This window comes from Paenibacillus agaridevorans (genome assembly GCF_018604145.1).
GTDB lineage: Bacteria > Bacillota > Bacilli > Paenibacillales > Paenibacillaceae > Pristimantibacillus > Pristimantibacillus agaridevorans.
Map to the genome: position 1 here is coordinate 7794437 of NZ_CP075889.1, position 14635 is coordinate 7809071.

6 protein-coding genes are annotated in these 14635 nt (G+C 54.6%); 5 read left to right on the forward strand and 1 reads right to left on the reverse strand.

Translation table 11 applies throughout. The features are described from left to right. The first annotated feature begins 13 nt into the window (after nucleotides 1-13). From KJW29_RS31240 to KJW29_RS31260, 5 genes are all read left to right on the forward strand, one after another. Nucleotides 14-904: an SMP-30/gluconolactonase/LRE family protein gene (locus tag KJW29_RS31240; protein ID WP_214627528.1), complete on the forward strand. Its 891-nt coding sequence runs from the start codon at nucleotides 14-16 to the stop codon at nucleotides 902-904. Then, nucleotides 904-2061, forward strand: coding sequence for a Gfo/Idh/MocA family protein (locus KJW29_RS31245; protein ID WP_246608920.1), 1158 nt, complete (start codon nucleotides 904-906; stop codon nucleotides 2059-2061). The genes KJW29_RS31240 and KJW29_RS31245 overlap by 1 nt, the downstream gene beginning before the upstream one ends. Then, complete coding sequence (locus KJW29_RS31250; RefSeq protein WP_214627530.1) at nucleotides 2054-3874, forward strand: hypothetical protein; 1821 nt, start codon at nucleotides 2054-2056, stop codon at nucleotides 3872-3874. The genes KJW29_RS31245 and KJW29_RS31250 overlap by 8 nt, the downstream gene beginning before the upstream one ends. Nucleotides 3875-3902: 28 nt before the next feature. Next, nucleotides 3903-6983, forward strand: a complete 3081-nt coding sequence (locus tag KJW29_RS31255) for a family 43 glycosylhydrolase (protein WP_214627531.1) — start codon at nucleotides 3903-3905, stop codon at nucleotides 6981-6983. Between the two features lie 267 nt (nucleotides 6984-7250). Beyond that, on the forward strand, nucleotides 7251-12938 hold the full coding sequence (locus KJW29_RS31260; RefSeq protein ID WP_214627532.1) for an MBG domain-containing protein: 5688 nt from the start codon (nucleotides 7251-7253) through the stop codon (nucleotides 12936-12938). Between the two features lie 103 nt (nucleotides 12939-13041). Here KJW29_RS31260 and spoVB read toward each other — a convergent pair whose 3' ends face one another. Further along, nucleotides 13042-14592 carry a stage V sporulation protein B gene (gene spoVB / locus KJW29_RS31265; RefSeq protein ID WP_214627533.1) on the reverse strand — a complete coding sequence of 517 codons (1551 nt, stop codon included), beginning with the start codon at nucleotides 14590-14592 and terminating at the stop codon, nucleotides 13042-13044. Nucleotides 14593-14635 lie beyond the last annotated feature (43 nt).

Here is a 14635-nt window from a genome sequence, read left to right on the forward strand (position 1 = left end):
GGAGGCTGCAACTATGCATGATGATTTGTTATATACCAGCCGCGTTTTTACCGAACCGTTTGGATTTACGGACGGAATTGAGGGACCGGCATGCGATCGGCACGGGAATTTGTATGCAGTCAACTATGCGAGGCAGCATACGATTGGCAGGATTACGCCTGACGGGCAATGCGCCGTATTTGTCGAGCTGGAGAACGGGAGCATAGGCAACGGTATTCGCTTCAATCGGGCGGGCGACATGCTGATCGCGGATTATACCCGTCACCAGATTCTCAAAGTCGAGATGGCAACCCGCCATGTATCCGTACTTGCACACGAACCTTCGATGAGTCAGCCGAACGATATTGCCATCACGGACGACGATATCGTATTTGCCAGCGACCCCGACTGGGAGGCGTCCTTAGGCCGATTGTGGAGAATCGAGCCGGATGGGATAACGACCTTGCTGGAGGAAGGGATGGGTACAACCAACGGCATCGAAGTGAGTCCCGACGGCAAACGTCTTTATGTGAACGAATCATTTCAACGAATGATTTGGGTTTATGATCTGTCGGCCGATGCGCAAATTTCGAACAAATGTCTGTTGTTTGCCTTTGACGATTATGGACTTGACGGAATGAGATGCGACATGGAAGGCAACCTTTACGTGACCCGCTATGGGAAGGGGAGTGTGGTGAAGCTGTCGCCCGGCGGCGAAATATTGGAGGAAATTATGCTGTCGGGAAAAAATTGCACGAATTTAACCTTCGGCGGACACGATGGGAGAACCTGCTATGTCACGGTTGCGGACACGGGCAACATAGAAGTCTTCCGGGTGGATGCTCCCGGAAGATGCTGGACCATGCAACAAGCGCAATCATTCACAAATATACGGAGCGTTGGAGAGGAGCAAGAAGGATCGTGATGAATAGAAAAGTAAGATTGGGCGTTATCGGATTGGGACCAAGAGGCGTATATATCGCACAGTTGTACGCAAGACATCCGGATTGCGAGATTGTTGCGTTATGCGATCGTGTCGGCCCCACGGTTGAGCAGGCTGCGGTTGCCCTGAAATCCAGTGCAAACCGGTACACGGACTTCGAGCGAATGATTCGCGAAGAAAAGCCGGATGCGGTATTAATAGCGTCCCCGCCCGACGAGCAAGTGGATATTGCCTGTTATGCGATGGAACAAGGCGTGCACGTCACAACCGAAGTTCCAGCGGCCTATACGATGGAACAATGTTGGAAACTCGTTCGCACGGTTGAGAAAACCGGCGCAAAATATCAATTATCGGAACAAACCCGTTATTGGGGATTTATCGATGAGTGGCGCCGGATGGCGGAGCGCGGCGACTTCGGGCAGATTTTGTTCGCCGAAGGGGAATATTTTCATTATGGCGAGTGGGACTATTATATCGATCCTCAAACGGGGGAACGTTTTTATGGAAACGCGCTGCCTCCGGAAGGCAGGGAAGTAGAAGCAACGTGGCGCAACAAACGGTTTTACAATCCGATCTATTATTTGCCGCATACGCTAAGTCCGCTTCTAAAGATTACGGGCGGGAGAGTGACCAAGGTATCATGTATGGGAACGAGGCCCCGAAGCTATTATGTCGATAACTACGAGGCGAGGGACATTGAAGTTGCGCTTATGCATACAAGCACCGACACCGTATTGCGAGTTGCTGCCGGATTCACCTCGCCGCACGGCCCCCGCAAGGAAACCGGCTTCCACTGGTACCAGGTGAAAGGAACCGAGCAGACGGCGGAATGGGCAAGGACGGAGAACGACAGTCCAAGATTGTGGACGGCAGCGGATCGTCAATGGCGAGAGATGGATTGGAGCACGAACGTCCGTGACGTAAGCGATTTCATCAAAGCAAGCGGTCACGGAAGCTCAGATGGATGGCCCGTCGTCAATTTCCTGCGAGCGATCCGGGAAGACAAACCTATCGATATGGATGTTTACAAGGCCGTCGAGACGGCCGCTCCTGCCATTCTTGCCGCCGAATCTTCCAATCGGGGCGGGATTCTGCTCGAGGTTCCGGATTTCAGAAAGAAGGCGCCGGATCATGAATGAGCAGGCTAGATCGTTTGTTGGTTATCTCTATAGCGATCTACTGAGAGCGGAGGCCAATCACAGCGGGAGAAACTACTGGTATGCCTATTTGCCGGAAATATTCGATGAAATGGGCTTGCGCGCGACGGAGCTGTCCCTTGATGCATTGAAGAACGTTTCGGATCTTGCAGGATATAAATATTTATTTGCCGGTTCAATGAGTCTGAATGAACGGCAGCAGGAAGTTCTGCGTGAATGGGTGCGACTCGGTGGCGTCCTGGTAGGATTCGCGCTCAGGGGAGCGGATGATCTGTTCGGCATTCATCATCGCGAAACGGTTGAACAGCCGGACGACGAGTTCACGATTTCGGGATACGGCAAATTTTTGCGGCAGGAAGGAGATGCCGAGACGTCTCCGGATCCGATGTACGATTATCGCGGCGCGCTGCTTCCGATCTTTTCGCCGCTGGAGATGGTCGCGCCGGGCCATGAGGCCGTGATCGAGGAAGCTTTGCTGCTTAACGCAGGTAGAACGGCTACCGGCTGCGCTTCTGTTGTCCGGACACAACTGGAAGCCGGGAAGACATGGTACTTTGCCTTTGATCTGACTCAGACGATCTGGGTGATGCATCAAGGGCGGCCGATTGATCGGGACTACGACGGCGACGGATATTATCGGACCGGAGATGCGATTCCGTTTAGCCGTCTGCATGATCTGGAGGTTCCTTATGGGGATTATTGGCTGCAGTATCTGGAGGAGATATTGTCATCCACTCCCCAGCCCTTTATTCATCAACTCCCGCCATTGCCTTGCGGAAGCGTGCCGGACTTGCTCATACATTTCGGCGGAGACGATGAGTGCACGCCAGGCATTCAGGTCGAGGCTTCCCGCTATATGAAAGCGTTGGGACTTCCCTATCACATGAATTTGATGCCCGTAAACGGCAAATTTGCAATCGATCGGCAAGAGTATGAGATCATCAAAAACAACGGACATGATTTATCGATCCATTTTGATTTTGTCAAACCCCATTTTCATTATACGGAAGCCGATGTGCTGGAACAAATCCAGATGTATACGGAGGCCTTCGGAGAAGTGCCGATTGCTTCCGTAAATCATTGGTGCACAGGCACAGGCTGGGCGGAGCATGCGCGTTGGGCAAGCTCGGGAGGAATGAAAGGCGACAATTCAAGGGCGCATGCTTTCAATCCCCCTTATAATCCAATTAATCTGATGGGCTATGGATTCGGAACGGTATATCCGCATTTTGTATACGACGATTTTAAGCATGACAACGCGCGCATACCGTTTGTCAACATTCCCATCGGCTTTTTCGAGCCGCGTATTTATGAAGAATCGAAAGATCGGGATATTGCTCGAATACAGCTGGCTGTCGAGCGGGCGGCGTATTTCGGGTGGACGCTCAATATGTTTATTCATCCGGTGTATATTTCCGACGCGGAGCACAATATGCATTGCTTGCCCGCGCTGGAAGAACTGCTTCGATATTTGAATGAAAAGCAATTCAAGGTAAAGTATCATTCCACAAATCAGCTGTGCCTTTGGTGGATGGAGCGTGCTTCGACCCGATTGGAGCATTGCGTACTGGATGCTGGAGACGGCGGATCCACTTTATCATTTGAAGTGGAAACGCAATCAAGCGACGGCGTGCTGGTCAAAATCCCGCTAAACGACGGTAACGGGGAAGCAGCCTCTTATTCGTTAGACGGTCAACAGCGGGCGGCTGCCGTTCATCGCCAGAACGGCCGATGCTGGATCATATGCCATGTACCGAGAGGAGAGCATCGAATTAGCGTAACGTTGCCGAATTGATGGATTCTGAAGAAGGAGTGATGGATAAATGCGACATGCAGAGCTGAAAAGCGGTTTGATGCGATGGAGAAAAGCTGCAGGATATTTTATGCTGGTCGTCTTTATGATTTCTCTGAACTTTTTTGGCGTCACTGCTCCCAAGTTGACGTTTGCCCAATCTTCCACGTACACCAATCCGATCCGGCCCGGCGATTTTGCCGACCCTACTATAATTAAAGGCAAGGACGGGTATTGGTATGCGTATGCTACCGGGGACAGATTCCAAATTTCCAGGTCGGAAGATCTGCAAACATGGACAAATATGGGCACGGTATTCGCTTCAAAACCTGCCTGGGCGAGTGGTTATTCCTTTTGGGCTCCAGACATTCGATATATTGATGGGCAATACGTTCTTTATTACAGCGTGATCAACAGTTCCGGCATGTCGGCGATCGGCGCCGCATCCGCGCCTTCGCCGACGGGGCCATGGACGGACAGAGGCTCAGCGCTGCTGACCGTCGGCGCCACGCTGATTGATCCTGCAGGCTTTACCGATACAGACGGAACAAATTATGTCCTATACGGGAGTTATCCGGGAGGGGTCTGGATTCAGAAGCTCAACGGCAGCGGGCTGAGTGCCGATCCGGCCTTCTCTCCGGTGAAAATTGCCAGCGGCAAATATGAAGGGCCTTACATGGTGCATCGTGACGGCTTTTATTATCTGATGCTGTCGTCATCCAGTTGTTGTGCCGGACCTTCGTCCGGGTATGTAACCTATGTCGGGAAGTCCGCAAGCCTGCTTGGTTCCTATGTCGATCGCGATGGAATACCGCTTGTGAATTCGCGAAGCGGCGGAACGATCATGATGTCCAACAGCGGGAATTCGGTTCTTGGCGGGGGCCACAATGCCATGCTGACCGATCTTTCCGGTCAAACCTATATCGTGTATCATGCGCTTAATCGTTACACGGCTGCCGACACGGTCCGTCAATTGCATATCGATCGCCTCGACTGGATTGACGGATGGCCGATCGTGCGCGAGGGCAGAGGGGCATCGGCTACCCCCCAGCCCATGCCGATTGTAACGGGAACGGTGGATGATCGCTTTGGAGATTCTGTCGCCACAGCCAACAATTTTGTTGCGCTTCAAGGCAGCTTCTCGAACATCAGCGGTGCAGGAACGGACAGCGGGGCGTTCATGCGGCTGAACGGACCGGATACAATGGCGAGAGTGAAGGTGCTTTCCGGCTCGGATGTGCAGGTCCAGGCGGATATACGTACAATGGGGACGGCCGATGTCGTTGGCTTGCTGAGTAACTATGTGGATGAAGACCATTATGTGCGGATTTTGCTTAATGCCGCAGCGAACGAGCTGCAAATCGAAACCGTGACCAACGGAATTCCGACAGTTACGACTACTTCTTTGCCATCGAGCTTTGCGCCGGACCAATGGCATACCTTGACCGTCCAAGTGCGCGGCAATCATCTCAAGGCCGAAGTCACCCATGCCAATCTTGGAGACCCTTTGGCTGTAAAAACAGCTACGCTTCCAAACGCTCTGGTTAATCAGGGGGTTTCCGGAATAGCGGGAGACAGTCTTGCGGAAGTGGATAATTTTTCGGTAAATACAATCTTTACGGCTTATACATCTTTGGTTTCGGATCCGCCTATTGTCAGCAACAATTTATTAACCGCCTATTCCGATGAATTTACAGGAAGCTTGGGTGCCGGCTGGAGCTGGATCAGGAATGATCCGAATGCCAGTGTGCAGTCGGGTTCGTTGGCATGGCCGACACAATCGGGGGATCTCGCCGCCGCGTCGGGCAAACCCGGGGTCTTGTTGCGATCTCCGCCTAAAGGCAACTATATGATCGAAACGAAACTTCATTTTAATGTCGGAATCAACACGATCAGAGATTTTGAACAGGCCGGCCTCATTATTTATACCAATGATAACAATCATTTGCGTTTGGTCCACAGCACCGCGAATACGCTCAGGTTGTTAGAGTTTTGGAAGGTGACGCAAGAGGGCGGCGGTACTCGATGGGCGGGAGCAACAAATTTCGGAGTGCCGGCTGATACGACTTGGCTCCGCATCAACGTAACCATTGATCCTGTAACGGGCGAGCAGCATTATCGGCCTTCAAGCAGTACGGACGGCGTAAACTGGAAAGCGGGGGGAGTGTGGGTCCTTCCCGCCAATACCTCCGCCCAGATCGGACTGGTGTCGCACGGCCGTACAAACGCAACCCAGGCAACAGCCAAATTCGAGTATTTCCGTGTGTTCCAGAATAAAATCGACCGAACCGAAGGCGATGTTACCGGCGACAAGTATGGAGATCTGACAACCATTGACGCAGACGGGAGGTTGTCCATCTATGCGAATGGATTCCTTGAGCCCGCTCATAACGGATATCCTTTCGTCAATAAGTACTGGACATCTCCGGGCACATCGTGGGGAGCAGATACAACAGCCATTACGACAGCCGATTTAACGGGCGACGGAAAGGCCGAGTTGCTGGCTCTGGGAACAGACGGTCATCTGCGCATATGGAAAAATACAGGCAGCACCACCCCTTGGACATTCGTTACCTGGGATTACGTCAATTGGAGCGATGCGATTCGCATTGCTGCGGGGGATGTGAATGGCGACGGGTTGGCTGATCTCGTTTCCACGCACACAGACGGTTCCTTGCGCATTCATGTGAATACGGGGAATGCTTCCGGTTCCGGAACGGGACTTCCGTTTAACATGCTGACCTGGTCTGTTCCGTCAGGCTATTCCTCGGGAATAACGGGAATAGCCGTTGCCGATACGACAGGTGACGGGTATGCCGATCTGCTGGTGGCGAGAAGCGACGGAACTTTGACGGAGTATGCCAATCAATGGTCAAGCGCCCCCAATCAGCTGCCCTTTGCTGCTGCAAGCTGGAGCGTGTCAGGGGAGTGGGATGACATATCGGATATTTCGGCAAGCGATGTCAATGGAGACGGATGGGCCGATCTGATGGCTCTGACAACAGCGGGTCAGCTTCAAATATACGCCAACAAAAAGTTTTATACAGGCGCGCCATTTGATACTGCGACCTGGATTTATTACAACTGGAGCGGTGTAAGTGTAATCGGGTAGGCCGTCTTAGGAGCCAGAAGCGAAATCCCCGCAATAGGGAAGACGCGGGTAGTAACGAAGGAGCATTTGTGCTTGTCCGGGTCATAAAGTCGTTTCGAGGGTCCGCTCATGGGCCTCTCGAAACGGCTTTTTTGGCATCCTTGGTGACTCCGAATCTATGAGCGGCCTCACTTAAATAAACTAACTTTCGATAATCATCAATCGCGCCTTCCTATGGTACGATTTATTTATTCGCTTAATAATTAATAGACTGAAGGAGTGCTTCTAATGATTGGTAATAGCTTCCGCGGCCATCTGGCGAAGGTTGCGGCGGTCGTGTTGACTATAGCGGTTGTGTTTGCGTGGTTGGGAGGAGGACGGGAGGAAGTATTGGCCGCGGCATCGCCCGATCCTGTCGACCAGCAAGTCGTTTCGAGCGGATTGGGAACGGGCGCCATGTTCGATGATGCGGCCCAGAGCTTTACAGCGGGTAGAAGCGGCTATCTGTACGACATTGAGCTTCATCTGTTCCGATTTACAAACGCGGAAGCAGGACAACTCAAGATCGAGATTTTTGCGGGGGAGACCCTGTCGGGTTCGGCGCTTGGTTCGGTCACGCTCGACTATTTGGATATCCCTTTGTCGCCGGCGCCGAATATGACCTTAATCACCTTCGACGGCATTCCTATAACGGAGGGACAGCAATATACGATTCGAACCACTTCCGCCAGCCAAGGCGGTATGTGGTTGGGCACGGGAAATTCCTACTCTGGAGGAAGGTTCTATAGCAGCTCTCATTGGCCCCCTGATTGGAAGAACGAATATGACGCTTACTTCCGCACCTATGTAGCGGACGCCGTGCGGACTCCCGACACGCAATTGACGGTGGCTGCGCAGGCGAATGCGACTTATGGAGATGTGGTCGTCTTCTCCGCTCAATTGATGAACGGGGCAAGGGCATTTGCCAATCAACAGGTCGAATTTCAATTGAACGGCGTGCCTGTCGGCAGCGCGGCAACGAATGCTCAAGGCAGAGCGGAGCTGTCGTACGGTATGGACAAGCCGCCGGGAAATCTCCTGTTGGAGGCACGATACAACGGGACCTCGTTCTACTCCATGGCGGCGGACGATACGACGATCACCGTCGCCAAGAGGCCGATAACGGTAACGGTCGGCGGGGCGACGCGTCCGTACGGAAGCGGCAATCCTGCCTTTACGAGTCAAGTAACCGGGCTCGCTTCGTGGGATGCGGAGTCTTCGCTTGGGACGCTCTCCTACACGACAATCGCCTCCGCTGCCTCGAACGTGGGAGCATACGCGGTTCAGGCATCGGGCTATCATTCACCGAACTACACGATAACTTATGTAGCGGGCACGCTCACGATTACGAAAGCTCCGCTGACCGCAGAGGCCCATTCGACTTCGCGCCAATACGGTCTGAGCAATCCTGTCTTAACGGGCACGCTGACGGGACTTAGAAACGGAGATGCCATAACGGTCTCCTATTCGACTGCGGCCTCGACAAGCAGTCCGGCAGGTGTTTATGCGATTACTCCGACCCCTGCGGGCACGGGCAACTCGCTGCTCAATTATGAGCTGCAATTGAAGGAAGGCCAGTTGACCGTGACGAAGGCGCCTTTGACCGTTACGGCGTCGAACGGCGAACGGCAATACGGAGCCGTCAATCCGCCTTTGTCGGGGTCGATCGTCGGTCTCCGCAACGGGGACACGTTTCCGGTTGCCTATTCGACTACCGCCACTGCGGGCAGCGGGGTCGGGTCATATGCCATTACGTCTAACGTGACGGATCGGGACGATAAACTCAAGAACTACGAGGTGCAATCCGTCCCTGGCACGCTTACCGTAACGAAAGCGCCGCTATCCGTGACGGCTGATAATAAAACGCGCAAATACGGAGATGCGAATCCCGTCTTTACGAGTACCAGCGTCGGACTCCGCAACGGGGACATATTCTCTGTGTCCTATTCGACCTCGGCTACGGCGGGCAGCGCTGTGGGTCAATATGATATTACCGCGACCGTTGCGGATCAGGGGGGCAAGCTGGCGAATTACGAGGTTCAGACGGAGAAGGGGAAGCTGACGATCTCCAAGGCGTCTTATACAGTGACGGTCGACGATAAAACGCGCGAATATGGAGATCCGAATCCCGTCTTCACGAGTACCAGTGTCGGACTCCGCAACGGGGACACGTTCCCGGTGTCCTATTCGACTTCGGCTACGGCGGACAGTGCTGTTGGCGAGTACGACATTATCCCGTCCGTCGCGGATCAAGGAGGCAAGCTGGCGAATTACGAGGTTCAGACGGAGAAGGGGAAGCTGACGATCTCCAAGGCGTCTTATACGGTGACGGTCGATGATAAAACGCGCGAATACGGAGAGCCGAATCCCGTCTTCACGAGTACCAGTGTCGGACTCCGCAACGGGGACACGTTCCCGATATCTTATTCGACTACCGCTACCGAGGTCAGTGGGGTCGGGACCTATGCAATTACGTCAAACGTGATGGATTTGGACAATACACTCAAGAACTACGAGGTGCAATCCGTTCCTGGCACGCTTGCCGTAACGAAAGCGCCGCTAACCGTGACGGCTGATAATCAAACGCGAGAATACGGCGAAGCTAATTCCGACTTCACGGGCACGAGCGTCGGTCTTCGCAACGGGGATACATTCCCGGTGTCTTATTCGACTTCTGCTACGTCGGACAGCGCCGTCGGCAAGTACGACATTATCCCGTCCGTTGCGGATCAGGGAGGCAAGCTGGCGAATTACGAGGTCCAGATGGAGAAGGGACAACTGACGATCACGAAGGCGCCTTTTACGGTGACGGTCGATGATCAAACACGCGAATACGGAGATCCGAATCCGGTCTTCACGAGTACCAGTGTCGGACTTCGCAACGGGGATACGTTCCCGGTATCTTATTCGACTTCTGCTACGGCGGACAGCGCCGTCGGCGAGTACGACATTATCCCGACCGTCGGGGATCAGGGAGGCAAGCTGGCGAATTACGAGGTCCAGACGGAGAAGGGGCAGCTGACGATCTCCAAGGCGCCTTATACAGTGACGGTCGATGATAAAACGCGCGAATACGGAGAGCCGAATCCCGTCTTCACGAGTACCAATGTCGGTCTTCGCAACAGAGACACGTTCCCGATAACTTATTCGACCGAGGCCGTGCCAGGCAGCGCCGTGGGTCAGTATGACATAACCCCGACCGTTGCGGATCAGGGAGGCAAGCTGTCGAATTACGAGGTCCAGACGGAGAAGGGGAAGCTCACGGTTACCCAAGCGCCGCTAACGATTCGGCCTACCGATGCCAGTCGGTTATACGGCGAAGTTAACCCCGCGTTCACGGGAACGCTCGACGGGCTGAAAAATTCGGATGATATCCCCGTCGCTTATACGACAGCGGCCACGGCCGAAAGTCCCGTTGGGGATTATCCCATTACATCGGCGGTGACGGAGCCGGACGGAGCGGCGAGCAATTATCGGATTACGTTTCAGCAGGGGAGTCTTGCTGTCGGGAAGGCAGAGCTCAGCTTTGCCGCCACGGATGCGGAGCGTGTATACGGACAACCGAACCCGTCATTAACCGGAACGTCTTCCGGGCTTAAGAACGGCGATGCGATCACGGCCGATTATAACACCGCCGCCTCGGAGGCCAGCTCCGTCGGCAGCTATGAGATCACAATCGGCCTGAACGATCCGGACGGCAGGCTAGTCAATTATTACGCAACGCTCGTTCCGGGTACGTTGACCGTTACGAAAGCGAGCTTGCTGGTCACTCCTCATAACGCTGTCCGTTGGACCTCTCACCCGAATCCGGATCTGACCGGGGCGATATCAGGCCTGGCCAATCAAGACGAGATAACAGCGCGGTACCGTTCAATCGCGGTCGAGGATAGTCCGGCAGGGGAATATCCGGTCACGGCGGAACTCGACGATCCGGACGGCAAGCTGAGCAATTATGACGTTCAATTGATGGAAGGAACGCTTAAGGTATACGATCCGCCGCGCATCGGGTTCTCGGGTTCGGACGGACCGCATGAGGTGACGGGAGATATTTCGCTGCCTTCGCATGACGCCGAAGGGTACGAGGTCGTCTGGACGTCGTCCTCCCCTGACACGGTGGTCACCGCTACCGGGAAGGTCAATCGTCCTGCATTCGTGCCCGGAGATTCGGGCGATATCCGCGTTATAGTAACCGCGGAGACGAGGATAGACGGTTCGGATTACTCAGTCGAGTATGAGATCGTGGTCAAAGAAGCCGATTTGACGAATGAACAAGCAGTGGAGTGGGACTTGGATGCATTAGAAATCGGCTATGCGGATGGCGATAGCGCGGATCAGGTGACAGGACCTCTGCAGCTTCCGGTTGCCGGAGAATGGGGCAGCGGCATCATTTGGACATCATCCCGTCCGAACATCGTAAATGCGGAGTCCGGAGAAGCGAGCAGGCCCGCTTACACGGAAGGGGATGCTTCCGTCGAACTAACGGCGACCGTAACGAAAGGCACCGTAAGCGAGACGAAGAAGTTTACGGTCCGGGTGCTTCGCCTCGATCCCGTCGCGGTGAGCTTGCATACGGATCTATCCCGGTACACGATGATTTACGGTCAAGAGAAAACCATTGAGGTTACGGCAACGTATTCGGACGATACCGTCAGAAGCCAACTATCCGGGGTAACCTATACCGTGCTTGACGCTTCGATCGTCGAGGTCGATTCGAACGGGCAAGCGCAAGCTAAGGCGCCAGGCACGACCAAGGTGACGATAGGCTATGAAGGGCTGACCATCGAGGTCGAGCTGACGGTTTACCTGCCGTATACGGGCACGCCTCAAAATCGTCCGACCGCAACGATCATCCGGCCGGACGGGACTGAGACGACCGTCGACATCGGAATCGACCGGATAGAGGAAGGCGTCGTGACGATTAAAGAATCCGGTATGGTTATACTGGATCAAACGACAGTCGACAAATTGCTTGCCATGAATCCGGAGGCGGCGCTCCTCCTTCAAGGAGACAGCGCGACGATTGGCGTAAAACTGGCGGGCCTTCAGTCGGAAACGGAGTCGGAAGCTCGGACGACTTGGATGTTCGGAGCGGAACGACTAAGCGAGGCTCCCGAATCCGTTAAGGCGAGTGGACTGCGCAGTGAGTTGCTTACGGATTACGTACGTTTCTCGGCCGGCTTGAACGACGAGGTGCCTTTCCAGATGCAAACGCTGCTGCTTGGCGATGGCGAAATGCCGGACGGCGCGGTTCTCGTTCGCATCGACGAGCAGACGGGACAATTCCGATTCGTGCCGGCGAGCTTCGCGATGAAAGACGGACGGCCGGTCGCCGAATTCAAGGTGACTGGCCCCGGCATCTATGCCGTCTTGACCCATCAGGTTTCCTTCAAAGATATGGACGGGCATTGGGCGGACCGGGAAGCCGAGCTCTTGGCTTCCAAACTGATTGTTCAGGGACGCGGCGACGGAGGTTTCGATCCGGAGGGTCGGCTGACTCGCGCCGAAGCCGCGGCGCTGCTCGTAAGGGCGCTGGGGCTTCGTCCTACTGCATCGGGCCAGGGGGATGGAACGTTCTACGACACGGCCGGGAAGTGGTATGAGGACGAGGTTGCGGCGGCTTATGGCGCCGGTTTGATTCAAGGTTACGCAGCCGGGGAGTTCCGCCCGGATGAAGGCATCTCCCGCGAGCAACTGGCCGTCATGATTATGCGTGCCGTTCGTTCGGCGGGAACGGACTTTGGCAATGTCCGTCAGGGAGTCCGGCTTACCGATGCCGCCGACGTTTCCGATTGGGCCGCGGATGCGGTCCGGGAGGCGGCGGAAGCGGGTATCGTGCAGGGCAACGAGAGGGGAGAATTTCAGCCGAATCGTTCCGTTACCCGGGCCCAAATGGTTGTTATGCTATACCGGATGTTATCCGGCATGCAGTACATTTAGAACGCCTATAGAAGCGAGAAGGGGCCCTGCGCGTCAATCATGATGACGCGCAGGGCCCTTTTGCCCTTTAGACCGATTCGCAGTACCTTATCCATAAACCCTATTACCAAGGAATCGAAAATCTATAACGCGCGTTCCTCCAGGTCAACGTTCCCGTCACGATCAGAGCGGCTAGATAGATCAGTAGGGAGCAGGCGATCGAGGTGATGACGCACCAAACTTGCGGCATACCCTGGCCGACAAAGTAGGTATAGGACCAATGTCCGCCTATCGCCATGAGCATGGAGCAGATCCCGACCTTAATATAAGGGCGAATGCTCCAATAGAAGCCGATCGAGCTTGAGATGGACACAAAGTTCAGGAGCGTCTGCATCACAATGCCGATACCGATGCCGAAGGCAACGCCGCTGATGCCGAATTGGCTGCCTAATACGAAGATCGAGATCCCCCGGAATACGGTGGCGATGACATAATTCCATAACATCGTTGTCGCGCGGCCGAGTCCGAGCATAATGGCATGAAGCGGGGCGTCGAAATAATGCAGGAAAAACATCGGCGCCAATATGGCCAAGAGCACGCCTGCTTCGGGCGCGTTGTAGATCAGCGTCGTGATCGGAGTGGACCATTCGTAGAGGATAACGGTGGCCGGGGCGCCGATGAGAAGTCCCAAGTTGATCGCTTGATTCATCCGTTCATGGATGAGCAGACTGTTCTTGTTCGCCGCAGCCTCGCCAATCGCGGGGATGAGAGCGGTGGACAAGGACTGCGTAATGAAGCTCGGCATAAAAAGAAGCGGGAACGCATAGCCGGCGAGCAGGCCGAATTGCTTCGTTGCCGCAGCCGTCCCAATGCCGGCCAGCGCCAGGCTGGTCGTAATCAGCAAGGGTTGGAACGTGTTGTACAACGAATGAACGACGCCGTGCCCCGTCGTCGGTAGTCCGATCTGCAACAGCTCTCCGAGCGTGCGCCGGCCATGCTTGAGGTGACGCGCCCAGGTCTCGCCCGGCAGCTTGGACTCGCCGTACAGCTTGTAGCTTAGAGCCAGGAAAGAGAGGCTGATCAACTCGCTGACGACCGAGGCAGCCATGGCTCCGGCAGCCGCATAAGCAACGCCATATGGCATCAATAGGTGAACCAATGCAAGTACGATAGCGATCTGAACGGTATGCTCCAGCACATCGGAAGCGGCAATGGTCTTCATCTGCTGCATCCCGCGGAAGTAGCCCTTTAATACGGCCGATACGGCAACGATCGGCGCGATCGGCGTAATGGCGAGCATCGCGTAATAAGCGCGCTGATCGCTTAACAGGATGGAGGCAATCCACTCCGAACCAAGCAAGACGACGGTCGTGAGCGTGACGCTCAAGAAGCCCGTGACAGCGAGTGAGACATGCAGGATACGCCTCACTTTCTCGCGTTCGCCGCGAGCGTGCGCTTCTGCGACAAGCTTGGAGATGGCCACTGGCAAGCCAAGCTCCGTAATCGTAATGACGAGCGGGACGAGCGGATGCGCCATCATCAGGATGCCGATACCTTCCGCGCCCAGTACGCGAGCGATATACATGCCGCTGATGAAGCCAAGAATACGGTTGATAAAGGCAGCGGCAGACAAGACCAGCGTACCTCTCATAAACGATTGCCCGTGTTGTGACATGATGGATGTCCTCCTGTTTCTCGAATATTCTAATGTATTCAGA

Bases quoted from the DNA above. Each gene is read 5' to 3' on its own strand.
- spoVB (WP_214627533.1), bottom strand. From the start codon at position 14,592: ATGTCACAACACGGGCAATCGTTTATGAGAGGTACGCTGGTCTTGTCT.
- KJW29_RS31250 (WP_214627530.1), top strand. From the start codon at position 2,054: ATGAATGAGCAGGCTAGATCGTTTGTTGGTTATCTCTATAGCGATCTA.
- KJW29_RS31260 (WP_214627532.1), top strand. From the start codon at position 7,251: ATGATTGGTAATAGCTTCCGCGGCCATCTGGCGAAGGTTGCGGCGGTC.
- KJW29_RS31240 (WP_214627528.1), top strand. From the start codon at position 14: ATGCATGATGATTTGTTATATACCAGCCGCGTTTTTACCGAACCGTTT.
- KJW29_RS31255 (WP_214627531.1), top strand. From the start codon at position 3,903: ATGCGACATGCAGAGCTGAAAAGCGGTTTGATGCGATGGAGAAAAGCT.
- KJW29_RS31245 (WP_246608920.1), top strand. From the start codon at position 904: ATGAATAGAAAAGTAAGATTGGGCGTTATCGGATTGGGACCAAGAGGC.